The following is a 23,314-nucleotide window of genomic DNA, read 5'->3' on the forward strand; positions in this document are numbered from 1 at the left end:
TTGGAGAGGTATTGCCACTCGTTATGCCAAAACCTCGGATGCTTTTATCGCCGCGGTACACGTCCGTTGTATCGCCATTTGGGCTGCTATCCGTACTTAATTCGTGTAGACACTATCTAGGGAACTTTTTTCAAAAAGTTCCCTAAGCCGCCGGAGGCGACCTTGGGAGGTGGCCTTAGCGGGGTGTGGGGCAGAGCCCCACGGCCGCAAACCTAAAGTCCCCCGTAAAAGCGAAAACCCCGGAGCAAATGCTCCGGGGTTTTCGCGCTAAAAAGGAGATTATGAAAAAGAAAAACTTGTACGCAAATTGAGTTGGGCAAAGGCACACGCCGCCGTTATTCCGAAGTCCCGCTGTTCTCTGAGAGGACCAGTTGCAACTTCACCCCAGCCTCGCCGGTCAAAGGCCGGTCCACCGTCAGGGTCACGGTATCGCCGGGTTTTTTGCCGGCAATATACGCCGCAATGGTGCCCGCCGAAGTAACCTGGGTATCGTCCACCGCCGTAATCACATCATACATCTGCAAACCAGAGGCTTTGGCGTTGTCCGTCACCACGGCCCCCACAAAGAACCCCTGGGGCAGCCCGTAAAAGTTCATGCGGTCCAGGTAGCTGCCGGTAATGCCCAGCATAGCCCGGTCCTTCACATAGCCATACTCTATCAAATCAGACACAATGGGCTGTACCACCTTCGAGGGGATGGCAAACCCCATGCCTTCATACTCTGTAGCCGCGATCTTGGAAGAGTTGATCCCCACCACCAAGCCGTCCTCATTCACCAGCGCGCCGCCGGAGTTGCCGGGGTTAATGGCCGCATCCGTCTGGATGCAGTTGACCATAAAGCCGGTTTCGCCGTTGGTAACAGGCCGGTTCAGGGCAGAAATATACCCAATGGTCACGCTGGAGTTAAACTGCAAGCCGCCGGGGTTGCCAACGGCCATCACCATATCCGTCACCTGCAAGCCGTCCGAATCCCCAAAGTCAGCGGCGGTCAGTTGGTCGTCGGTGTTGATCTTCAGCACAGCCAAGTCCGTCTGGGTGTCCTCGCCCACCAGTTCCGCCTCATAGGTCACGCCCTCCGAGGTCACCACCGAAATATTGGTGGCCCCGTCAATCACGTGCTGGTTGGTCACAATATACCCGTCCGCCGAGATGATAATGCCCGAGCCCTCCCCGGCCGGGGCAAGTTCCCCGTCCTCCTGGCTGCCCTGGGTGTAATACCCACCCAGGCCGAACATCCCCTGCTGGCGCACCTGATAATTCTGTACGCACACCACCGAAGGGATCACCTTCTGGGCAATCTCCTGGGTCGTGCCTCCCGGCCGGGTCACAGTGGGGGAGGCGTCCTGGCCGCTGTCCGCCTTCTGGTACAGGGTAAAGGCGGCGGTTTCCCTGGCGTTTTCCGGGGCCTGCACGTGCACAACCCCGTTCTCGATCATGGCGGCAAATATCCCCACCGAGCCCAGGGAGATCATCCCGCAGGCCAGCACGGCCGCCAGAATTTTGGCAAAAACCTTACCTGCCTTCCCCTTCTTTTTGGGTTTGGGCTGTACCGGCTGCATAGGCTGGCCGGGCTGGGCATAATACCCGTTGCCGGGCTGGGGTCCCCAGCTATAGCTGCTGGGCTGCACCGATTGTACCGCTTGCACATTTTGCGCCGTCTGTACCGGCTGGGCCTGTTGGGTCTGCTGGTCCGGTTGATTGGCCTGGCCCGGCTGCTGCATATACTGCCCTGCCGCCGGGTTATGGTACTGGCCGTAGCCGGTTTGGCTGGTGTAAGGGTTATCCCCGGTTCCGTATCCGGGTGCCTGGGGCTGCCCGTCTGGTCTATCGGTTTTGTTTTCATAAGGGTTCATAAATATAGCCGCTCCTTTCCGTTGATACACCGCTTGGTGTTCCCTTGTCATGGCTATATTATGCCGCCCCAATGTGAAATCTGTGTGAAAAGCGGGCAAAACCTGCCTGAAAACCCTGTGCACGTTTCTGCCACCCGCTGTTTCGCTTATTATAAAGGTTATGTTGCATTTTGTCAATGCCCAAAGCGAATGAACCAAAAATTTCTGAAAATTTCTTCCTGATCTGAAACTTTTCCGCGCCGCCCCAGCCTGACCCCAGCCCGCCCAACAGGAATTTTCCCCCCAAATCCGGGTAGGCTAACCGTAAAACAGAAGGGAGCAAGCCGATGAAACGCATAGGCAAACAGACAATGGAATTTGCAACGCCGCCGGGGGTGCTGGGCCACGGGGCCATAGGCGGCCGGAAAGAGGCCGAAGGCCCACTGGGTTCCCAGTTGCACCAGACATTTGACGACACCCGCCTGGGGGAGGACAGTTGGGAGAAAGCCGAGGCCCAGCTTCAGCACGAGGCTTTGGGGGTGGCCATGGCCGTAGCCGGGTGCAAGGCCCAGGATATCGACCTGGTATTCGCCGGGGACCTGCTCAACCAGTGCATCTCCTCTACCTTTGGGCTCATCCAGTTCGGCATCCCCTATCTGGGGCAGTACGGTGCCTGCTCCACCATGGCCCAAACCCTGCTTATGGCCGCTATGGCGGTAGATTGCGGCGCCGCAAACCGGGCGGCGGCTGTCACCAGTTCCCATTTCTGCTCGGCAGAGCGCCAGTTCCGCACCCCTCTGGAGTACGGCGCCCAGCGCACCCCCACCGCCCAGTGGACGGCCACCGCCGCGGGCTGCGCCATCCTGGGCCAGGGGGGCCGGGTCAAGGTGCGCCGGGGCCTGGCAGGCCGGGTGGTAGACCTGGGCGTCAAAGACCCCGCCAACATGGGCGCGGCAATGGCCCCCGCCGCTGCGGCCAGCATCAGCCAGTTTTTGCAGGATACCGCCACCACCCCCCAAGATTATGACGGTATCTTCACCGGCGACCTGGGCCAGGTAGGCAGCCGCCTGTTGCTGGATATGCTCCGGGACGAGGGGATCGACCTCAGCCCCGTGCACAACGATTGCGGCCTCATGCTCTACAGCCGCCAGCAGCAGGACGTCCACGCCGGGGGTTCCGGCTGCGGCTGCTCGGCCAGCGTGCTCTGCGGCCACCTGCTGGGCAAAATGGAGCGCGGCGAGCTGGGCGATATCCTCTTCTGCGCCACCGGCGCGCTCATGTCCACCACCAGCCAGCAGCAGGGGGCGGCCATCCCCGGCGTGTGCCACGTGGTGCACCTCAGCGCCCCCCACTAATCCCCCAAAAAAGGCGAGCCGCACCCCCGGCCCGCCTTTTTTCCTTGCTATTCTCCCCCAAAAGTGCTATAATCTCTTTTAAGAGTACCCATAAAGCTTGTCCCTGGCTCCGGCTCAGGCCCCGGCGAAGGCCGCCTCCGGCGGCTCAAGGAACTTTTTGAAAAAAGTTCCTTGAGAATCCTCAAAAACTTTTGCGTTGCCCTACCTTTTATCCCTTCTTTTGCCGGTCCCCCTCGCCCCACGTTTTCCGCCTTCCTTACTTTTTTCTTTTTTTCGACATCCCCCCGCCCCGCACCTACATAGAAAATAAAATAATAAACATAAAAATAAAGAAGAAAGCCAAAGCATATCCAAGCACACATAAAAAAGCAAAGCATAAAAGTTTCGTCCACCTTTTCAAAGGTGGTGGGGTTCTTAGGGGCAGAAGCCCAAGCGTTGGCTATGCCAACGCTCCGCCGCCGGCGGCAGAAGCCCCCTATTCCCTGAAAAAGGAGAATTTGCCGTGAACAAAGCGAGTATGCCAACTGCTGATCTGATCCCTGGCCGCAACCCGGTAGCCGAGGCTCTTCGTGCCGGCCGGCCCATCGACAGCATTTTTGTAGCCAAAGGCCAGCGCACGGGGCAGGTGCCCATGCTGCTGGCCAAAGCCCACCAGCGGGGCATCCCCATCAAAGAGGTAGACCCCCGCAAGCTGGACCATCTGTGCCCCGGGGCCAACCACCAGGGCATTATAGCCCAGGCCGCGGCCAAAGCCTACGCCACGGTGGCAGAGATGCTGGCCCTGGCCGAAAGCCGGGGCGAGCCCCCGCTCCTGCTGGTGTGTGACGGCCTGGAGGACCCCCACAACCTGGGTGCCGTCGTACGTTGCGCCGAGTGTGCCGGGGCCCACGGGGTCATTATCCCCAAGCGGCGGAGCGTGGGGCTCACCTACGCGGTCAGCAAGGCGTCCGCCGGGGCGCTGGAGTACGTCCCCGTCGCCCGGGTACAGAACCTGGCCGCAGCGCTGGATGACCTGAAGGCCCAGGGCCTCTGGATCTTCGCCGCCGACATGGACGGCACAGACTGGTGCCAGGCAGATTTCACCGGCCCCACAGCGCTGGTCATCGGCTCCGAGGGCCGGGGGGTAGGCCGCCTCATCAAAGAAAAGGCAGACTTTGTGGTATCCCTGCCGGTAAGGGGCCAGGTCAACTCCCTCAACGCCTCGGTAGCCGCGGGCGTCCTGTGCTACGAAGCCCTCCGCCAGCGGATGCCCGCCCCCCAACATAATCCTACGTAAAAACCGCCCCCATGCGCGTCCATGCCTGGGCCCACCGGCGGTCATAAAAATAAGGGCAGGAAAATTTTGCCCACTAAACACGAAACAAGGAGCGAACCCCATGAAAGAGGATTTCACGCTGGAAGATATACTGGAGGAGCAGCGGCAGGTGCGGGAGAAGGAGCGCACCCTCCCTCCGGGCGCGGAGTACGTGGAGGAACCGCTCCCGGAGCAGCCGGAAACCGGGCCCTGGGCCGGGGAAACACCGGCCCCGCCCCCGCCCCCCTATGAGCCGGAAGAGGCCCCCGCGCCCACTGCCGGGCCCGCCGAAGCCCCCGACGTGGGGCCCGTTTCAGGCCCTGTAGCAGAGCCGGAATCGGGGCCGGTGCCCCCGCCCCCGCCGCAACTAGAGGAGCCGGAGCCCGAACCGGAGCCCGCCCCCTCTTCCAAGAAGAAAAAGAAAAAGCGCAAGGGCCTGTTTGGCTGGCGGAAAAAGGTGCCGGACTTCGACGAAAGCGAAGGCGACACCTACTACGGCATCCAGCTCAAGCCCATTGACGAATACCGCCTGGACGGCGACGCCCCGCCTTTGGGGGAGGAGGGCTACAAGGCCCTGTTCGACGACTCCCAGGCCATTGACGATGAGGTGGAGGAGAACTTCCAGCGCCTGCAAAAAGAGCGCCGCCGCCGGGTGGCCGAGGCGGTGCAGAGCGCTGGGCTAAACGAAGAGCAGGTGGCCGACGAGTTCGGCGTGGTGGCACCCATGCCGGTCACGCCCTTTGCCGCCGACCCCTACGCCCAGCAGCACGGCCTGGCCCCAGAGGGCCCAGGGGCCCAGGGCCTGTCCGACCTGCAACGGGCCATGCTGGAGAACTCGGAAACCATGGAGCTCAAGCTGAACGTGCTCAACAGCACCATTGAGCTGCAAAAGATCCGCGACGCCCAGCCGGTCAGCGACGAAGCCGTGGACCGCATCCTGGCCTCCGTGCCCCACCAGCCAGCCGGTGCCGGGCCTTCCGCCACCTATACCGAGGCCGAGCCTCCCACCTACAGTGAGGCCGAACCTCCCGCCCTCTACACAGAGGCAGACCCCCCCTACACCGAGACCCCCGCCGCCTATACTGAGGCATCCGCCCCTTATACTGAGGCCGGCTCTCCCGCCTACCCGCAGCAGGCCCACCCCTCCGAGGCCACCTACTCCGAGCCTCCCGCCTACACCGAGGCCGAGCCTCCCACCTACAGTGAGGCCGAGCCCCCCGCCCTCTACACAGAGGCAGCCCCCCCCTACACCGAGGCCCCTGAGCCCCCCTACACCGAGGCCCCTGCCACTTATACTGAGGCCGGCTCTCCCGCCTACCCGCAGCAGGCCCAACCCTCCGAGGCAACCTACACCGAGCCCGCCTACACCGAGGCCGAGCCTCCCACCTACAGTGAGGCTGAGCCCCCCGCCCTCTACACAGAGGCAGAAACTCCCTCTGTCTACACAGAGGCCCCTCCCGCCCCCTACCCCTCGGCCCCACCGCCCGCCCCGGCCCCCCAGGGCCGCTACCGGGAAGGCACCGCCACCTATACCGTGGACCCCGCCTCCCCCGGCAAAACCCCCCAGCCTCCGGTACGGGTGTACGGGCAGCCGCCGGCCCGGCAGGCCCAGCCCCCCCAAGCGGCAGAGCCCACGCGGGAGATCCCCCGCCGGCAGCTCCAAGAGGGCCAGGCCCCACCCCGGTCCCAGCCGCCCCAGGCCCCGCCCCCCCGGCCGGTGCAGGAAGTCCCCTACGTAGAGGACGTGTTCCAGTACCGTTCCCGCAATATCCCCACCCACATCATCCAGGCCGATGCCCTCCAAAGCGCCCTGCTGTCCGAGGAAGAATCCCTCCAGCAGGCCCGTGACGCCGCCGGGAGCCGCCAGGCCCCCCGCCGCCGGGTGCGCAAAAAGCCAGAAGACCTCCTGCCCCCGGCCCCCCCGGTGTCCGATACCGCCGAGTCCATCGAGGACTACACCGGCGAGGAGGACGCCCGCTCCATCGCCCACGAACTCCGGGGCGAGATGAGCAGCCTGTCCCTGCGCATCATGACCACCGGGGTGTGCACGGTGCTGCTGGCCCTGGTCAGCGTGATCTGCCGCAGCCAGTTCGCCCCCGGCGAGGGTTCCGGCACCTGGCCCCTGGCCTATGTAATCCTGACCCTGGTGTTCCTGGTGGTGTCCGTGGGTATGTGCTGGAAAACCGTGGCCAATGGCCTCAAGGGCCTGTTCGCCGCCAAAGCCACTGCCGATAGCGGCGTGGCCGTGGCAGCCCTGGCCGGGCTGGTGCAAACCGTCAGTTCCCTGTTCTTCCGGGACCAGTTGGTGGAGGGGGGCCTGCACCTGTACGCCCCGGTGGTGGCGGCCCTGCTGCTGGCCAACCTGCTTGGCAAGCTGACCATGGTGCGCCGTATCCACAGCAATTTCCGGTTCGTCACCTCCCGCGAGGAAAAATGCGGCGTCCGGGTGTTCGATGACTACAACACCTCCCTGAAAATGACCAAAGACTGCGTGGCCGAAAAGCCCCTCATCGCCTACCAGTGCAAGGCCGGCTTCCTCAAGCGGTTCCTGGAGCTCTCCTACGCCCCGGACCCCTCCGAGGCCGCCTCCCAAACCGTGGCCCCCCTGGGGCTCATCGCCTCCCTGCTGCTGTGCGTGGCCACGCTGCTCATCACCAAAGACGTGCCCGCGGCCATCGGGGCCTTTTCCGCCGCCTGCTGCGCCTGCGTAGCGGCGGGCAATATGCTCAGCGTCAACCTGCCCGTCAGCAATATGTGTAAAACCGTCCGTCGGGCCGGGGGCATGGTGGTGGGCTATGAGGCCGTGGAGGCTTTTGGCGATGTAAACGCCGTCATTGCCGATGCGGGCGAGCTGTTCCCCACCGGCACCGTCACCCTGGACGGCATCAAGGCATTTGGCAGCCGGGTGATGATGGAGGACGCCATCATGGCCGCCTCCGCCCTGATGCACCAGGTAGGCGGCCCCCTCACCGGGGTGTTCGACCAGGTCATCAGTGAAAACGAGGGGATGCTCCCCCAGGTGGAAAAAGTGGGCTACGAGTCCGGCGCCGGGGTGGTCGGCCGGGTAGACGGCAAAACCGTGTACATCGGCAACCGCACCCTGCTGCTCAACCACCGCCTGGAGGCCCCCAGCCGGGAGGAGGAAACCCAGTACGCCCCCGGCAGCAAAAATATCATCTATATTGCCATCGATGCGGAGGTGGTGGCCCTGCTGGTGCTCACCTACGCCGCCGAGCGCCGTAAAAAGAACGAGCTCCAGCGCCTGGAGGACAGCGGCATCAGCGTGCTGGTGCGCACCACAGACCCCAACGTGACCGTCGCCCAGGTTTCCCGGCTCTTCGGGGTCGATTCCGCCAGCGTGGGCATCCTGGATGCCCAGTTGGGGGAGGCCGCCCACCGGCTGATGCAGGAGCCCCAGCCACGGGTAGACGCGGTAGCCGCCACCAAGGGCCGCATGGAGTCCCTGATGAGCCTCATCGCCGCCTGTGTGGAGCAGAAACGCACCGCCGGTATGCTGGTGGCCATCCAAACCGCGGCGGTTATTCTGGGCTTTGTGCTGGTGGCCTTCCTGGCCTGTTTCGGCGAGCTCCGGCAGTTGTCCGTCCTAATCCTTTTCCTTTTCCAGTTGATCTGGACCGGCATCATCCTCATCCTGCCCCGTTTCCGCCGGTAAATATCCCCCGGATACCCCCTTACTATCCCCCCAATACCCCCCTAAGAACCCCTTAAGAACCCACCAATACCCCGCCAGGAACAGGCAGAGAAATCCCCCTGTTCCTGGCTTTTTTTACGGTTTTTTGCAAAAAACCCCCCGGAAACTTCCCAGGGCTTTGCCCTGGACCCACCGCCCTTTAAAAAGGGCGGCCCTAAACTTCCGGTTTTCCACGCCTTCTTTTGTATAAAACATCCTATCCTTGCCGCTGAGCTTTTTTGTTTTTGTTGCTTTTCTCTATGCAAAAATTTGTTCGTAAAAATTATAGCTTACGGGAAACTTCCCAGGGCTTTGCCCTGGACCCACCGCCCTTTGAAAAGGGCGGCCCTAAACTTTTTGCCCCCCACGCCTTCTTTTGTATAAACCGCCCTCTCCTTGCCGGAAATATAAGCAGGCTTTGTCCCTTTTTCCTATATAAAAATTAGTCCTCAAAAATGAGAAAAAGAAAAAACAGTGCATAATCTATATTTATTTATTCTTGTCCCACCCCATAGATAGTCAACTCTGTCAAAAAACAAACAATTTCCCTGCATTTCGTTCATATCCCACAAAATAGCCAATGCAAACGCCCTTTCCATTTCCCTCTCTTTGTAAAAACCGTCAAATATAAGAAAAAATCACATAAATTTATTGTAAAATATACGCATACAAAAATTAGTTCTCCAAAAAGAAAACAAGAAAAAACAGTAGTAAATGCATAGAATCACAATAAATTAAAGCGTTAAAATAGGCAATGGTGTTAAAAAGCATAAAAGTTTCGTCCACCTTTACAAAGGTGGCGGGGGTTTGGGGGCAGGGCCCCCAAGGTCCGCAAGTGGGGGCGCCCCAAAAAGAGCACCCCATCACGAAAATAGTTGTTGAATTTTTCGGACAGATGGTTTATAATTAGGGTATGCCGAGTGGCAAAACTTATGCATAATATATAATACATAACGCTGGGTGTTGTACAATCCGCCCAAGTTATGGTGAAAGGGGCAAAAAACGATGAACCAATACCCAGAGAAGAACATAATAAACCTGGCGGTAGCCGGCCACGGTGGGGCAGGCAAAACCACCCTCAGTGAGGCGATGCTCTACCTGGCAGGCGCCTCCGACCGCCGTGGTAAGGTAGGCGACGGCAACACCGTCTGCGACTATGACCCTGAGGAAATCCGCCGCAAGGCCTCCATTGCCGCGGCCGTAGCCCCCCTGGAGTGGAAGGGGAAAAAGATCAATCTGTTGGATGCTCCCGGTTTCTTTGACTTTGAGGGCGGTATGTGTGAGGCCATGCGGGCCGCTGATACGGCGCTGGTAGTGGTTTCCGGCAAAGACGGCCCCTCTGTGGGCACAGAAAAGGCCGTAGCTGCCGCGGAAAAGCGGGGTTTGTCCAAGATTTTCTTTGTCAATGGCCTGTGCGATGAAAGCGCCCGTTTTTACCGGGTTTTTGAGGATTTGAAGGCCCAATTTGGCCCCTCAGTCTGCCCGGTGGTGGTGCCCTTTATCGAGGGGAGCGAAGCCAATATTTATGTCAACCTGCTGGAATACCGTGCCTACGATTACTCCGGCGGAAAGCCCGTGGCCGTGCCCATCCCGGATATGGGCGACCGGCTGGAGGGCCTGCGCACCGCTATTTGCGAGGCCGTGGCCGAAACCGACGACGCCCTCTTTGACAAATACTTCGCCGGCGAGGAGTTTACCCCCGAAGAGATCATTGTAGGTGTCAGCAAGGGTGTAAAGGCCGGTACCATTACCCCTGTATTTTGTGGTGATGCCATGCTGATGCGCGGTATGGAGCAGTTCCTGGACGGCCTGACCTGGCTGGCCCCCTCCGCCGCGGACCATGCCGGGGAGATCGGCGTGGACCCGGACGGCAACCCGGTGGAGATCAGCGTAAGCAGCGACGGCGCGGCAGCGGCCATTGTATTTAAAACGGTAGCCGACCCCTTCATCGGAAAGCTCTCTTATATTAAAGTAATTGCGGGCAAAATCTCTACGGAATCCCAACTGATCAATATGCGCACTGGTGCGGCTGAACGTGTGGGTAAAACCGTAATGCTTACCGGCAAAAAGCAGGAGGACGTGAAGTTTATCGGCGCGGGGGACATTGGTGCGGTGCCGAAACTTTCCTCCACCAACACCGGCGATACCTTGTGCGCCCCCACCCGGAAAGTCACCCTGGACGGGGTAGATTACCCCGGCGCAGCCCTGTCTATGGCCATTGTGCCTAAGAAAAAGGGTGAGGAGGATAAGGTGGCCCAGGGTATGATGCGCCTCTCGGAGGAGGATCCTACCCTACATTTCTCCACCAACAATGAAACCCACGAGTTGATCGTTAGCGGTTTGGGCGAGCAGCACCTGGATGTGGCCGTAACCAAGCTAAAGACAAAGTTTGGGGTAGAAGTGACCCTGAAGGATCCCAAAGTGCCCTACCGGGAAACCATCCGCAAAACCGTGCAGGTGCAGGGCCGGCATAAGAAACAGACCGGCGGCCATGGCCAGTTCGGCGATGTTTGGATCGAGTTCTCCCCCTGTGACAGCGAGGGGCTGGAGTTTGGCGAGCGGGTTGTAGGCGGCTCGGTGCCCAAGGGCTTTTACCCGGCAGTGGAAAAGGGTTTACGCGAGTGCATCCTAAAGGGCCCCCTGGCCGGGTACCCGGTGGTAGGCCTCTCTGCGGTGCTGTATGACGGCTCTTACCACCCGGTCGACTCCTCTGAAATGGCCTTTAAGACCGCTGCCAGCTTGGCCTATAAGGCCGGTATGCCCAAGGCTGGGCCGGTTCTGCTGGAGCCCATTGGCCACCTGCGGGCTACGGTGCCGGACGGTAACATGGGCGATATTATGGGCGAGGTAAATAAGCGCCGGGGCCGGGTTTTGGGTATGGAATCCGCCGGTGCGGGCCGCCAGATTGTGGACGCGGAAGCGCCTATGGCAGAGATGCACGACTTCTCTACCTTTGTGCGGCAGTGCACCCAGGGGCGTGGCAGCTTTACCTTTGAGTTCGAGCGCTACGAGGAGGCCCCGGCCAATGTGGCGCAAAAGGTGATAGAGCAGGCTAAAGCGGAGAACGGCGAGGATTAAAGCTTAAATAGCATAAAACCCCCCGGACAGTGATTGTCCGGGGGGTTTGTTAGGTCTTAGATTTTTAGCGGTTTGTCCGTCCGTCCCATTCAGGTGTGGTTATGACAGGTTTAGCACGGCCGGTGGTTTGATCGATGTCAAAGGTAATTACCAAGTTGACGGTTTGTGGATTCAAGTATTGGTCACATAGGGTAGAACGAATGGTAATATAGGTTGTAGCAGGCGCGCGGTTTAGGTTGATGGCGATAGTCTGGGTTGATTGTCCAATACCGCTGGGGGAAACCCTTACATTTGCGATAGTTGCAGAACCACTTGTGTTTTTTAGGTCATCACCAAAAGCGCCACCATTAAAACTCACAAAATCTGCAACACTCAGATAACCAGCACCAGTAGAACCAGATGGCCGTACTGTACCGTGAGTTACGGGCCCTGTATCCAGAGGAATACGGATATTCCGATCATTCTCAGTGCGGCGGGCGTATAGGTTATCATCAAATTCTAACGAGAATTGACCGGTTATTGTGTCATTTGCATAATTCAAGAAGGGAGGGGCAACAGCAGTGATTTTCAGCGGTGTGCTATCTACTAACTGAATAGGTTTGGTAGCCCTAAATCCATACCCGGAATTGAAAATACTTTCGCCGGTCGTAAGGAAAATGTACGACAACCCCATTTGCAGTTTATCCTTACCCCATTCAGTAGCACAATCTATCGGGACAGGCGTACCAGCTTTAACGGAAACGGAGCCACGCCCAATCTCATTACCAGTTGTTGCAGAGGTAGAAGAAATATAGCTATAAATTCTTGTCTTTTCATCTGCGCTAGCAAAGCAATCAAATACACTTCCCTTAGATTCTCCTCCAGGGGCATAGTTATCCAATAAAGCATCCAATACGGTATAGGAATCCTTTTTTAAGCCAAGCAGAGTTTCCAACTCGGTTTCCTTTGATGGATCATACAGTTTGTTAGTGTAGAATAAATCTTTTAACCTACCATCCATTGAGGTTTCATTATCCACAATAAGCATATAGTAGACCGTACCATCCATGTCACTGGTAATGCTCACGTCTGTAGATCCGTGATCCAGGGTGATGATGGGGGCACTGACCGGCTCGGTAGTAAACTTATAAACTGTAACCGGGGACAGCACATCAGATACACCCTGGGTGACCAAGTACACATAGTAGGTGGTGCTGGGGGCTAGGCCCTGGATCTCTACCGGCTCAGTGGCTACACCGATGCTTTTACTGCCAGTAACCAACAGTGGGCTGTTTAGGTCGGTGCCGGCCGGGTTCATGATGTTCAGCCCGTTGGGGTAGCTAAACTTGTAGTTGGGGTCGGTTTCTGCGTTGCTGGTGGTTAAGGTTTTACCGTTAGGGGAGCCTTGCGCAGGGTCAGGCTTTCCAGTGCCATCTACCAGTACACCAGCGCCGCTTGGGGCAATGTAGTCATAGGCATTAGCAATAGTGGCGTTGGATTCGTCCCGCGGGGACAGCACTGAGGTGATGTTACCGGGATCGTCGTCCTCCACAGGGGCTAACACATAGTACACGGTACCGGCCCGGTCCAACTGCAAATACATAGATACACTGCTATCGTGGGGGGTAAAGGTAGGCGTCTTATTCAAAAGCTGGGGCGCGCGGCCGTCAGAGAACTGGCGGGTCAGGATGCGCTTGGCAGACTGTATATCCTTGGGGTCGGTGATATCGGTGATGTTGCCCCGGTTGTTGACCACGTTGTCAAAGGCCGAGGAAGTGGAGAGGGTATTGGCCAGGTTGCCCAGGGAACTGGCAGCGCCGCTAACAAAGGTCACCTGCCCGTTTATGCGCTGGCTGAAGGTGGAACGGTTGGTGTTGTTGCCAATGCGGGTAAAGTACAGGGCGTATTCATACACGGTGTCGTCCGCGTCGTTAAGGCCGCAGTGGGTGCCGCCGGCGGCGTATTGCCCGTTGATGTCCTGGAAGTCGTTTTCGCCCAGCACCTTGATCACACTGACGCCCCGCAGGCTGGTAGCGCTGTCCGGCACGGAAATGGACAGGCTCTTATCCTTATCGCCCACAGGTGTCCAGGGATCGTCCACATTGCCCTTTATCCGGGTGAACAGCCGGAACTCTACCGAAGTATCGAACCAGAAGAGCATATCCCAGCATATCCCGTCGGCGGTGGTCATCGTAGAGCGGGGCTCCGCCGTAAAGGCAATGTCAATGGGGATGTCTGTGGTGTCGGCGGAGCCGTCGTCTGTCTTTACAACAATGGGGTTGCCTTCCCTATCAAAAGCTTGCAGGGAGGTTTTGCCCTTATACTCGGCGTCTACCACCACCTGGGCCGATACCGTGTTAAAGGTGGGCATCTGGGTGGTGTTCATCTGGTTGTGCCGCTCCGACTCGTCGGCAATGTTCTTCAGCGTAAAGTAGTAGCCCGCGCCGCTTTCTAGGTTCAAGGAGGAGGTGGGCGTGTCGCCGTTGTTGATAAAGCTGACGATCAGCTTGGCGCCATCTTTGTACACCTGCACATTGCGGTAGTCGATGGTCCACTCGGTTTCCTGGTCCGTACGCTCAGCCACAGGCCGACGGGTAGAGGCATCGTTAAGCACGAACATATCGCGCAAGGCCTCCACATACAGCCGCTGGGCCTTGATAGCCTCTTCGGTGTTCATGGCCGGGTTATCCTTTTTGGCCTGGGCGTAGTTGGTGTAAAGGTTCAGCAGGTTGGGATCCTCGTAGGGGTCCGCGGTGGAACCGCTGGGCTGCTTATAGCGGATATCCTCGTTGAATACGATGTTGATGGTGGAGTCCGCATAGGGGGTGGTGGGGCTGTCCTCGGGCACATTCTCAAACTGCTGCTCGGCCGTTGGGGCATTGGAGTCAAGGGTGTGGGCGGTAAACTTTTTCACCGGGTCAGAGCAGTTCCCGGCGGCGTCCACAGCCACATAGTACACGTCGTAAGCCCGCTCGGCGGTCAGGCCGGAGATGGTGATGTTAAAGTCCGTGTTGGCCCGCACCGTTACCTTGCCGAACTTGTTGATATCGCTGTTCTGGCCGTTAATGACCTGGAGTTTGGCATACTCGCTCTTCAGGAAGGCCGGGTCAGTGGAGGACATACCGTCTTTGGGCACGGGGTAGGGGGTGCCGTTGTTTACGGCAACCCAGTAGACAGTACCCGCCTCGTTGACGGAGTTGGTCAGCCGCACGGAGGTGGCCTGGGTGGCTGACTGGATCATCTCGTCCAGGTTAAATTCCGGGGGGGTGATGTCCTTGGTACGTACCACGGTCTTGGTGATCCGGGAGCTCTTGGAGCCGTCGGCGTCGGTAAGCCACAGGTAGAGGTCATACTCGGTGTTCTCTTCCACTTCACCCAGGGAGTCCACCACGCCGTCCAGGTTCATGTCTACCTCGTTCACCTTAAAGCTGTCCATGGTGTTCTTGATCATGTGGATGCGGCCAAAGCCGTAGGGGTCCACAAAGGAAGAGGACAGGAACTCGCTGGTCTGGGGCTGGGTGCTGCCCTTGGGCAACAGCACATAGTACAGGTCGCAGGTCTTGTTGGCCATGACCGTGGCCTGCAAGTCAACAATCTCCCCGAAGGACATATCCGCGTTTTCGTCGTTACGGGTGGGGGTACGGTCTGCAATGGTGGGGAACCCGGCAGTCAAAGCGGGCACTGTGCCGTCCGGGGTCAAGATCTTCTGGGACTTCACCGGGCTCTTACGGCCGTGGGCGTCCAGCAGCACAGCGGAAAGGTAGTAGGTGCCGCCGGTTTCCATGCCGGTAAGCTGGGCGGAGTACTCGGTTTTGGAGGTTTCAGCTTTGATGTTGCCGTACAGCATGAACCCGGAGCCGTAGTCAGAGGGGGTGATCAGGCTGTCGGCGTCCACATCCTCCAGGGGGCCGGTGGCCGCGTTGGTCAGGGCCCAGTAGATGGTACCGGCCTTGTTAACAGAGAAGTAGCCGTCCGCGGTAGTGGGGGCCACGTTTTTCACCTTCGGGTAGCCTTGCAGCAGCCGGGGGTCAGAGGAGATCTCCTTGGCGATCTCCGAGTCCACGTTGGTCATATCCTTGATTTGGGTGACAACGCCGGGGCGTACCACCACTTTATCGGGCAGGATGTCACAGGAGCTGCCGTTGGTGCTCACGTTCAAGGTGCCGATGTCACCGTTGCCTGTGACCTCGGTGGCCGTGTCCAAATTCACCTCGTCCACAGAGGCGTTGATGTCCAGCACCAGCTTGGAGTTGGTGGCCGTTTCGTCAATGGTGACGGAAGTGGCGCTGCCCGCCCCTGTATCGCCAATGGTCAGGGTAGAGCCGGGGGTGCGGTTTACCACGTTTTTCAGGTTGCCCGCCACAGTAAAGGCAGAGCCTTCCGGGCCCTCCAGGGAGATTTCCCGCAGGCCCTTGGACTTATCCCGCACGTCGTCCTGTATGTACGAGGGGGACTTGACCACGGTTTTGGGGATGTCTGTACTGCCAATGGCCCGCACGGACACATACTGGCCGGTGGAAGGGTCCACTTGCAGCTTTTGGGCAGTTACATTGTTCAGCAAGATACTGGCTTTAGCGCCCTCGCTCTCGCCGCCGCCGGCGATAACGATACGCCCCAGCACCCGCACATTGTCCAGCAGCACATCGCCCAGGCCCAGGCCGCCGGTAATATACAGGTCGCCGGCAATCACCGTGTCCCGCAGGGTGACGTTGTTGGTGTTGATGGTCACATTGCCAAATACGCCGCCCAGGCTGGTTTCGCCCCGGGTGTTAATAAGGTTGCCCACGCCGGAAGAGAGCATACGGGCCACCTGGCCCCGGGTGATCCGGCCGCCGGGCTGGAAACTGCCGTCGGTCATGCCGCTGATGATGCCCGACAGCACTGCCGAGCGCACATAGGGCGCGCTGTAAGAGGAGAAATTGTGGCCGTCGGTAAACTCCGTCACCTCGCCGGGAGTGGGATCCAGCCGCATGGCCCGGGCCAAAAGCACCAGGGCCTGCTCCCGGGTTACGGGGGCGTTGGGGGATGCGGTGGTAGGCGAGGTGCCGGCCATAATGCCCTCGGTGTAGGCTACGGCGATGTCGTCATAGTACCAGGCATTGCGGGGCACATCGGTAAAGGGGATGGGGCCCGTGCGGTTGTAACCGTAGGCCCGGTTGAGCATAGCGGCCATCTGGGCCCGGGTCAGGGTGTCGTTTTCACCCATATTGCCGTTACCGTAGCCCTGCATAACCCCCCAGCCTTGCAATTTTTCCACATAGGGTGTGGCCCAACTGGCAGCGGCGTGCAGGCTTGTGTCCAAATCAAAGGGCAGAGCGCCCAGCGCCAGGATAGCGCACAAAAGCAGGGCGGTCAGCCGTTTTAGGTTCTTTGCAGATCGGTTCATGTCAGTCCCTTTCTCTGAATCGTCAGGTTTATCGCAGCGGCCGTAGCCGCGGGTTGTTGTGCGTTAACGGAATCGGTGCCGGCCTCCTTTCTGCCGGGCGCATGAGCCCGCTGGGTTTCCAGTAATCTGATTTTATTCCATTTTAAACAAAAAATCAATATTTGCGCCTGATTTGGCAGAAATTGGCTGGGCAGCCTTCTGCGGCCCCGGCAGGTTAAGCCCCCCCACGGCTTTTGCACGGCGCGCCGGGGCGCCTGGACAAAAGCCTGGGGCACGCGGGGGAAAGCATAGCGGGGCCGCCCTTTGAGGGTTAGCGGCGGTTTTTCTGCATGGTGCGCAACTGTACGTTGAATACAGCCTCCCGGATCATGCTCTCCTGCTCGTTGAGCAGTTCCAGGAACTTGGCAGCGTAAAAGGTTTCGCCTGTTTCCGGGCGGCTGCGCAGGATGCGGCAGTCCAGCAGCAAGGGGGCAGTGCGGGTAATGGGGATGACCACCTGGATTTCCTCGCCGGGTACAAAGCCCGCGTCGGTGTAAAAGCTGATGCCCCCGCAGCTCAGGTCGTTGCCCCTGGCAGTCCAGCGGCCCTCCCGGCCGTCGGTGGGGTACAGGTAGGTTTCAAAGTCCACGGGCATCCGCAGGTTCTCCCGTATCTCGTTGCCCACCAGTTCCCGCAAGGGCTCCATCACCAGCATCTCGCCCTTGCGCTGGATCACATGGCCCAGTTTGGGGGGCTGGCTCTCGTCCGCGGGGATGATCTGCACGTTGTCGGCGTTGACCACGTCCAGGGGGTTGCCCTCAAAAATGTTGATCTGGATGTTCCTCCCGTCGGGCGGGCCCTCCATATTGCCCCGGGCCAACACCCGGGAGGTGGTGCTGTCCAGCAGCACGCAGACGTTCTTCGGCTTGTTCTTTTTTCCAAATAGCATAGCTTATTCCTCCTGAGTTGGCTGGGTTATGGAGCCCTGTGGCGGTTGCTGCTCCTGCGGGGCCGGGGGTTCTTCCGGGGCGGCAGGGGCTGTTTCGGCGCGCCTACCCCGCCGGCCCTGGCCTTGGCGGTCAAAATCAAAGTTGAGGAAGTAGACGTAGATTTCCACCACGGCCCGGTATAGTTCTTCCGGGATTTCCTGCCCCAGGTTCAGTTGGGAGAGGATGGTGGCAAGGGAGTTGTCCTCGTAAATGGGCACGCCGTTCTCCTGGGCCACGTCCAGGATTTTTTCCGCCAGATGCCCCATGCCTGAGGCCACAATGACCGGGGCGGAATCGCTGACCCCGTACTGCAAGGCCACCGCCCGCTGGCGGGTAGGCCGGCCCTGTTGGTCAGACCTTGACATCGACACCGCTTTTCACCTCCTGGAACAGCGTTGGGAACGCGTCGGATATATTCATGGGCTGGCGCATGGCCGAAACCCGGATATCTCCGGGGGAGAGGCCGTTGCGCTGCAAGATATCGGAAAGGTCCCGGCTGATGTCGCCGGAGAAAGCCGCCACCTGCCGGGGGCAGCTTACCTGTAGGGAGGTATGCCCCCCGCTGCCGTCTATCAGCAGGTCGAACATACCCAGGCCCTCAATGTCCATTTTGATCAGCAGCCGGGGGGCGGGCTCTTCCCGGCCGCCGCTGTGCTGGGCGTCCGGGTCCACCCACATCTCGGCAAACACGGCCCGGTCATCCCACTGGAAGGGCAACAGCAAGTGCTGCAAGGGCATATACACGCTTTCATTTATAAGGATAGAGCTTAAAAGGTTGCGGAAGATCTCCTGGGCCGCCGTGCCGCCTTCTCCCCGCAGGGAGCGCTGGGCCAACTGGGCAAAACGCTCGGCAAAGCTGTCCGCGCGGGAGGCCCGGGCAAATTCCGTGTCCCCCAACAGGCGCAGCACGTCGCCGTCTGAAAGGCTGCTCAGGTCCCCTTTGAAGATATTGTAGTTGCCCAGGTGCCGGAAGGCCTGTATCAGGGACTTTTCGTCGCCGTTCTCATAACGCACCATGTCCAGCGTCAGCAGGGAGAGTAGGTTGCGGGCCATGCCGTGGTCATGGGTGCGGCGAACATAGTCGGAGATCAGCGGGAACACCTGGCCCCGCAGGATATCAAGCCCCCCCTGGCGGTCGCCGGCGGCCACGCTGTTCTCCATGCGGCCCAGCATCTCCGTTAACTGGTTGGCCCAGTGGGAGGGCAGCGAGCGGGTCATGTCCTGCAAAGTGCGCATCATGCGGGACTGCAGGTGGCTGGTAGAGGACCAGTCACTGTACTGGCGCAAGAACTGCAAAATCTCCGTGCGGAACATCTCGGAGCCGGAACTGTTGTAGGCGTCCCGCAGGGCGGAGAACAGGGCCCCGCCAAAGCGCAGGCCGCTTTGTAGCTGGTTTTGTAAAAACTTTGCCAGTTGGGCCTCGTCCATGTTAAGCATATCCAGAAAGCCCTGCAGCTCTGCCGCAAGGCCGGGGGTAATGCCCGAAGACACCTGTAGCCCCTGCCCCTGCAAAAGCCGTAGGAAGGCGGAGGCGGTGTCGGGGGCATTGGCAAGGCGCTGTAAGAAAGTAAGGAAGTTGGACTCATACCGCACCCGGTGGGAAACCGAGGCGTCACCGGCCTGCTGCTGGTCGCTGCGCTGGTCACCGCGGGTAACGCGGTTGGGGTCAACCACATTCTGGATGTTGCGGTTGGGGTCCTGGGGGTTGATCGGCTGGTTCCGGGCATTGGCGTTGTCATAGCCAGGCACCGGGTTTGTGGGTCGCAATATTTCAGGCATAGGCTCTCTGCTCCTGTTATCCCCGGCCCATCCAGGGGAGGGAAAATCTCATTCCTTATATCATACCAGAAACCGCCGCCCAACGCAAGCGCCGGAGGGGGCGGCAGCAAAAAAACTGTAAAATATCTGTGGGGCCGGCTGGCCGGCGGTGGGATCCTGCAAAAAACAAAGATAAAACCCGCGCATCCCTTATTTTTTGCGCTGCCGCTGCCGAAATAGTAATGGGGTATTGCGTTTTGGTGTTGCGAAACCGTAGACCCTGTGTTATAATAAAAAGGACGGGATTTACATAAGCCCCGGCAATTTAGCAGAAAAGGTGGAACAGTTATGGGCAACGACATGATGGAGGCCTACCTCTATGAGATGAATACGCTCCTGGAATCTCTTGACGAGATGGTGCTGGGCGCGGAGGACAGGAAGACCTTCTCCCAGGACGACGTAAACGAAATCTTCCGTATCATGCACACGATAAAGGGCTCTTCGGCCATGATGGAATTTGACAACCTGATGACGGTTGCCCACAGGATAGAGGATATGTTCTTCATCATCCGCGACCAGGGCATGGACGCTGTGGCGGAAGAACTGCGGCCGGAGCTGTTCGACCTGATCTTCAAGGCTATCGACTTCTTTAAGGCCGAGGTAGAAAAGCTGGAGAACGACGCGCCCCTCACAGAGAATGTCGACAGTATACTGGCAAATATTAAGAGCTTTTCAAATAAAATTCAAGGCCAGCCGGAGGAGGAAGAGGCCGCCCCGGAGGAGGAAACCGGCGGCCAGGCCGCCCCTGGCAACGCCGCCGATTTTGGCAGCAGCCAGTTCCCCTACGGTATCCGGGTGTCCTTTGACGAGGGCAGCGGCATGGAGAACCTGCGCTCCTTTATGCTGGCCAACTCCGTGAAAGACGTGGTAGGGGAGGAGCAGTTCGACTTTTACCCTGCCGATGTGGGCACCAACGCCGAAACCGCCGGCTTTGTGGTGGAGGAAGGGTTCTTCCTGCGCTTTGCCACCCCCGAACTGCGGGAGAGCGCCATAGCCGTGGTAAAGGAGGCCGGTTCGGTAGCGGACTACCAGATGTTCGACTATGCCGAGCCCCAGCCGGAGCCGGAGATTCCTGTGGCTGCCCCGGCGGCCCCCGCCGCGCCGGAAAACGCCCCGGCCCCTGCCGCCGCCCCGGCCCCTGCCCCGGCCGCCACCGGCCAGCAGGGCAGCAAGCAGCAGAACCATAATAAGGAAAGCCTTATCAGCGTGAACCTCTCCAAGCTGGATGAGTTGAACGCTGTGGTAGGGGAGATCGTTATTACCGAGTCGATGGTCACGGCCTCCCCGGACCTGAAGGGGCTAAAGCTGGATAACTTTACCTCTGCCGCCCGGCAGCTACGGTCTTTGACCGACCAGCTACAGGATGTGTCCATGTCCCTGCGGATGGTGTCCGTATCCGCCACCTTCCAGAAAATGCGGCGCATCGTGCGGGACATGAGCAAAAAGCTGGGCAAAGAGGTGAACCTGGTGCTGGAGGGCGAGAACACGGAGGTGGACAAGACCATCGTGGACAGCATCAGCGACCCGTTGATGCATATTGTGCGCAACTCCATGGACCACGGCATTGAGGAAAACGTCCAGGACCGCATCAGCGCGGGCAAGGACCCGGTGGGCAAGATCACCCTGGCAGCCCGGCATACCGGCGGCGAGGTCATCATCGAGGTCATCGACGACGGCCAGGGGGCGGACGACGACGCCATCCTGGCAAAGGCCATGCGCCAGGGCCTGGCCGTGCCCGGGGTAGAGTACTCCCATAGGGATATCCTCAACTTCCTGCTGATGCCGGGGTTCTCCACCAACACCGAGGTAACGGAGTATTCCGGCCGGGGCGTGGGCATGGACGTGGTAAAGTCCAATGTGGAAAACGTAGGCGGCACGGTGACCATTTCCAGCGAGAAGGGCCACGGGATGACCACTACATTAAAGATCCCCCTGACCATGGCCATCATGGACGGCATGGAGGTGGCTGTGGGCGGCTCCGTGTTCACGGTGCCCATCAACAATATCCGTTCCATCCAGAAGATCACCAGCGCCGACGTGATCCATGACGCGGCCAAGGGCGAGATGCTGAAACTGATGGATAACTTCTACTCCATTGTCCGGGCCAAGGAATTCTACCAGATGGAGGGCGGCCAGGACGAGATGGAAAACGGTATCATCCTGTGGGTAGAGTCCGGCGAAAAGTCCTTCTGCCTGTTTGTGGATGAGCTCATCGGTGAGCAGCAGGTGGTGGTAAAGCCCCTGCCGGACTATGTGAACAACTATGGCATCCGCAACTACGGCGTGACCGGCTGCACCATTTTGGGCAACGGGGATATCAGCATTATCCTGGATGTAGCCAGCATTTACGCGGCCTCCCAGGCCGGCTGAAAATGAAAGGCCGGGGTACGGCCCTTGCAAGTAGCGGCGTTTTGTGATATACTACTATAATAAAGACCGGGCGGCCCTGGGGCTGGCCGGAAGGAAAGGATCTGTGCGCAATGTCTGAAGATATAATGAGCGCTGTCATGATGGAAACGGGTGTCAGCGACCTGGACGAAGTGGCGGAGCCGGAAATGGACAAATACCTTGTATTCCTTTCCGGCGGCATCTACTACGCGGTGGATACCAAATTTGTGAAGGAGATGCTGACCCAGTGGGACACCTCCATCACCTGGCTGCCCATGCTGCCCCCCCACATCCGGGGGGTCATCAACCTGCGCGGCGGGGTGGTGCCGATCATCGATTTCCGGCTGTTGATGGGCCAGATGCCCGAGGACCGGTTCAGTACCGTGATTTTGGATGTGGAGGGTGTCCAGATCGGTATTTTGGTGGATGAAGTGGACCAGACGGTAGACATTGAGAAAAGGCAGGTGCTGCCCGTGCCCTACCAAAGCGGGATGGAAGCGCAGAAAATGGTAACGGGTATGTACAGCCTGCCCAACTCTGGCAAGACCCTGATGGTGCTGGACTGCACCCAGATGATGTATGGACATTAAGCAGAAAACGGCTGCCGGCGCCGTCCCCTCCATGACCATTAACGATAAGGATTTCAACCGGCTGGTGGCCTTTGTGCAAAGCAAATATGGTATCGACCTGCACCAGAAAAGGCAGCTTGTCACCAGCCGCCTTTCTGGCACGGTGAAAAGCATGGGCTTTTCCAGCTTTACCGAGTATGTGGATTACCTGCTGAAAAAGGGTTCGGGGGACGATATCAACCACCTTTTGGGCAGGCTGACCACCAACTATACCTATTTTATGCGGGAGGTCGAGTCCTTCGACTACTTTACCCGGGTGATCCTGCCGGAGGTGGTACGCCGCCACGAGCGGGATAAGTGCCTGTCTATCTGGAGCGCGGCTTGCTCTTCCGGGGAGGAGCCCTATAACATATCCATGTATATCATGGACTACCTGGGCGGCAAGGCGTCCGCCTGGGACACCCGGCTGCTGGCTTCGGACATATCCCTGGACGTGCTGAACAAAGCCAAGCGCGGGGTCTATGAGTTGCCGGATTCCATCCCACCCAACTGGAAAAAAGATTACTTTAAGCCCGCGGGGGGCAAGATGTACGAGGTAGCCCCCAAAATCAAAAACAACGTGATCTTCAAGCAGTTTAACCTGATGGACCCTATCACCTTTAAGCGGAAGTTTGACGTGATCTTCTGCCGCAACGTGATGATCTATTTTGACCAGCCTACCAAGACTGCCCTGGCCCGGCGGATGTTTGACGCCACGGTGCCGGGGGGCTATCTGGTTATCAGCAAAGCGGAAAACCTGCCCCCCGACCTGCCTTATACCCGGGTAGCCACGTCGATCTTCCAAAAAAGGTAGGCCCGTCGGGCGTGCCCGCATATGGTGGGGGCAGGGGTTATCCTGCCCTCCTATTGGTTCCTTTCGGAGATTATGTAAAGTGAAGAGGAGGGTTCAATTTGCC

General features: G+C 59.1%; 14 protein-coding genes and 1 pseudogene. 8 read left to right on the forward strand and 7 right to left on the reverse strand.

The genetic code is table 11. The features are described 5' to 3' along the window. A pseudogene (locus U8U01_RS06590) lies at window positions 1-100 on the forward strand (IS5/IS1182 family transposase); the annotation flags it as partial. 235 nt (window positions 101-335) lie between these two features. Here the strand turns inward: U8U01_RS06590 and U8U01_RS06595 are convergent. Beyond that, the gene (locus U8U01_RS06595; RefSeq protein ID WP_322172735.1) at window positions 336-1,853 is read right to left on the reverse strand and encodes a S1C family serine protease; all 1,518 of its coding nucleotides are present in this window, start codon (window positions 1,851-1,853) and stop codon (window positions 336-338) included. Window positions 1,854-1,911: 58 nt separating this feature from the next. Beyond that, a complete protein-coding gene (locus U8U01_RS06600) occupies window positions 1,912-2,190 on the reverse strand; it encodes a hypothetical protein (protein WP_322172737.1) in 279 nt (92 codons plus the stop codon). Between U8U01_RS06600 and U8U01_RS06605 the strand changes: the two genes are divergently transcribed. After that, window positions 2,180-3,187 carry a stage V sporulation protein AD gene (locus U8U01_RS06605; RefSeq protein WP_322172739.1) on the forward strand — a complete coding sequence of 336 codons (1,008 nt, stop codon included), beginning with the start codon at window positions 2,180-2,182 and terminating at the stop codon, window positions 3,185-3,187. The two genes, U8U01_RS06600 and U8U01_RS06605, sit on opposite strands and share 11 nt — an antisense overlap. A gap of 47 nt (window positions 3,188-3,234) precedes the next feature. On the opposite strand, the gene U8U01_RS06610 is transcribed toward U8U01_RS06605, so the two are convergent. After that, window positions 3,235-3,579, reverse strand: a complete 345-nt coding sequence (locus U8U01_RS06610) for a hypothetical protein (RefSeq protein ID WP_322172741.1) — start codon at window positions 3,577-3,579, stop codon at window positions 3,235-3,237. A 125-nt stretch (window positions 3,580-3,704) separates the two neighbouring features. On the opposite strand from U8U01_RS06610, the gene rlmB reads away from it, so the two are divergent. The 3 genes from rlmB (at window position 3,705) to U8U01_RS06625 (ending at window position 11,250) form a co-directional block, all read left to right on the forward strand. Then, window positions 3,705-4,463: a 23S rRNA (guanosine(2251)-2'-O)-methyltransferase RlmB gene (gene rlmB, locus U8U01_RS06615; protein WP_322172921.1), complete on the forward strand. Its 759-nt coding sequence runs from the start codon at window positions 3,705-3,707 to the stop codon at window positions 4,461-4,463. Window positions 4,464-4,563: 100 nt separating this feature from the next. Next, window positions 4,564-8,154 carry a hypothetical protein gene (locus tag U8U01_RS06620; RefSeq protein ID WP_322172743.1) on the forward strand — a complete coding sequence of 1,197 codons (3,591 nt, stop codon included), beginning with the start codon at window positions 4,564-4,566 and terminating at the stop codon, window positions 8,152-8,154. A 1,023-nt stretch (window positions 8,155-9,177) separates the two neighbouring features. Next, entirely contained in the window at window positions 9,178-11,250 is a 2,073-nt protein-coding gene (locus U8U01_RS06625) for an elongation factor G (protein ID WP_322172744.1), read from the forward strand. A 64-nt stretch (window positions 11,251-11,314) separates the two neighbouring features. Here the strand turns inward: U8U01_RS06625 and U8U01_RS06630 are convergent, their stop codons facing one another. The 4 genes from U8U01_RS06630 to U8U01_RS06645 form a co-directional block, all read right to left on the reverse strand. Then, window positions 11,315-16,615, reverse strand: coding sequence for an S-layer homology domain-containing protein (locus U8U01_RS06630; RefSeq protein WP_322172745.1), 5,301 nt, complete (start codon window positions 16,613-16,615; stop codon window positions 11,315-11,317). 310 nt (window positions 16,616-16,925) lie between these two features. Beyond that, complete coding sequence (locus U8U01_RS06635) at window positions 16,926-17,543, reverse strand: PilZ domain-containing protein (protein WP_322172747.1); 618 nt, start codon at window positions 17,541-17,543, stop codon at window positions 16,926-16,928. 3 nt (window positions 17,544-17,546) lie between these two features. Continuing rightward, the gene (locus tag U8U01_RS06640; protein WP_322172749.1) at window positions 17,547-17,948 is read right to left on the reverse strand and encodes an EscU/YscU/HrcU family type III secretion system export apparatus switch protein; all 402 of its coding nucleotides are present in this window, start codon (window positions 17,946-17,948) and stop codon (window positions 17,547-17,549) included. Then, window positions 17,935-19,362, reverse strand: coding sequence for a hypothetical protein (locus U8U01_RS06645; RefSeq protein WP_322172751.1), 1,428 nt, complete (start codon window positions 19,360-19,362; stop codon window positions 17,935-17,937). Before U8U01_RS06645 ends, U8U01_RS06640 begins: the two co-directional genes overlap by 14 nt. 327 nt (window positions 19,363-19,689) lie before the next feature. Here U8U01_RS06645 and U8U01_RS06650 point away from each other — a divergent pair, with 327 nt between their 5' ends. From U8U01_RS06650 to U8U01_RS06660, 3 genes are all read left to right on the forward strand, one after another. Beyond that, complete coding sequence (locus U8U01_RS06650; RefSeq protein ID WP_322172752.1) at window positions 19,690-21,771, forward strand: chemotaxis protein CheA; 2,082 nt, start codon at window positions 19,690-19,692, stop codon at window positions 21,769-21,771. Window positions 21,772-21,881: 110 nt separating this feature from the next. After that, window positions 21,882-22,379 carry a chemotaxis protein CheW gene (locus tag U8U01_RS06655; protein WP_322172753.1) on the forward strand — a complete coding sequence of 166 codons (498 nt, stop codon included), beginning with the start codon at window positions 21,882-21,884 and terminating at the stop codon, window positions 22,377-22,379. Next, on the forward strand, window positions 22,369-23,211 hold the full coding sequence (locus U8U01_RS06660; RefSeq protein ID WP_322172755.1) for a CheR family methyltransferase: 843 nt from the start codon (window positions 22,369-22,371) through the stop codon (window positions 23,209-23,211). The genes U8U01_RS06655 and U8U01_RS06660 overlap by 11 nt, the downstream gene beginning before the upstream one ends. Window positions 23,212-23,314 lie beyond the last annotated feature (103 nt).

The sequence above is a fragment of the Acutalibacter caecimuris genome (assembly GCF_034335085.1).
In the GTDB taxonomy this organism is placed as follows: domain Bacteria; phylum Bacillota; class Clostridia; order Oscillospirales; family Acutalibacteraceae; genus Acutalibacter; species Acutalibacter caecimuris.

Bases quoted from the DNA above. Each gene is read 5' to 3' on its own strand.
- U8U01_RS06595 (WP_322172735.1), bottom strand. From the start codon at position 1,853: ATGAACCCTTATGAAAACAAAACCGATAGACCAGACGGGCAGCCCCAG.
- U8U01_RS06605 (WP_322172739.1), top strand. From the start codon at position 2,180: ATGAAACGCATAGGCAAACAGACAATGGAATTTGCAACGCCGCCGGGG.
- U8U01_RS06600 (WP_322172737.1), bottom strand. From the start codon at position 2,190: ATGCGTTTCATCGGCTTGCTCCCTTCTGTTTTACGGTTAGCCTACCCG.
- rlmB (WP_322172921.1), top strand. From the start codon at position 3,705: ATGCCAACTGCTGATCTGATCCCTGGCCGCAACCCGGTAGCCGAGGCT.
- U8U01_RS06620 (WP_322172743.1), top strand. From the start codon at position 4,564: ATGAAAGAGGATTTCACGCTGGAAGATATACTGGAGGAGCAGCGGCAG.
- U8U01_RS06625 (WP_322172744.1), top strand. From the start codon at position 9,178: ATGAACCAATACCCAGAGAAGAACATAATAAACCTGGCGGTAGCCGGC.
- U8U01_RS06630 (WP_322172745.1), bottom strand. From the start codon at position 16,615: ATGAACCGATCTGCAAAGAACCTAAAACGGCTGACCGCCCTGCTTTTG.
- U8U01_RS06635 (WP_322172747.1), bottom strand. From the start codon at position 17,543: ATGCTATTTGGAAAAAAGAACAAGCCGAAGAACGTCTGCGTGCTGCTG.
- U8U01_RS06640 (WP_322172749.1), bottom strand. From the start codon at position 17,948: ATGTCAAGGTCTGACCAACAGGGCCGGCCTACCCGCCAGCGGGCGGTG.
- U8U01_RS06645 (WP_322172751.1), bottom strand. From the start codon at position 19,362: ATGCCTGAAATATTGCGACCCACAAACCCGGTGCCTGGCTATGACAAC.
- U8U01_RS06650 (WP_322172752.1), top strand. From the start codon at position 19,690: ATGGGCAACGACATGATGGAGGCCTACCTCTATGAGATGAATACGCTC.
- U8U01_RS06655 (WP_322172753.1), top strand. From the start codon at position 21,882: ATGTCTGAAGATATAATGAGCGCTGTCATGATGGAAACGGGTGTCAGC.
- U8U01_RS06660 (WP_322172755.1), top strand. From the start codon at position 22,369: ATGGACATTAAGCAGAAAACGGCTGCCGGCGCCGTCCCCTCCATGACC.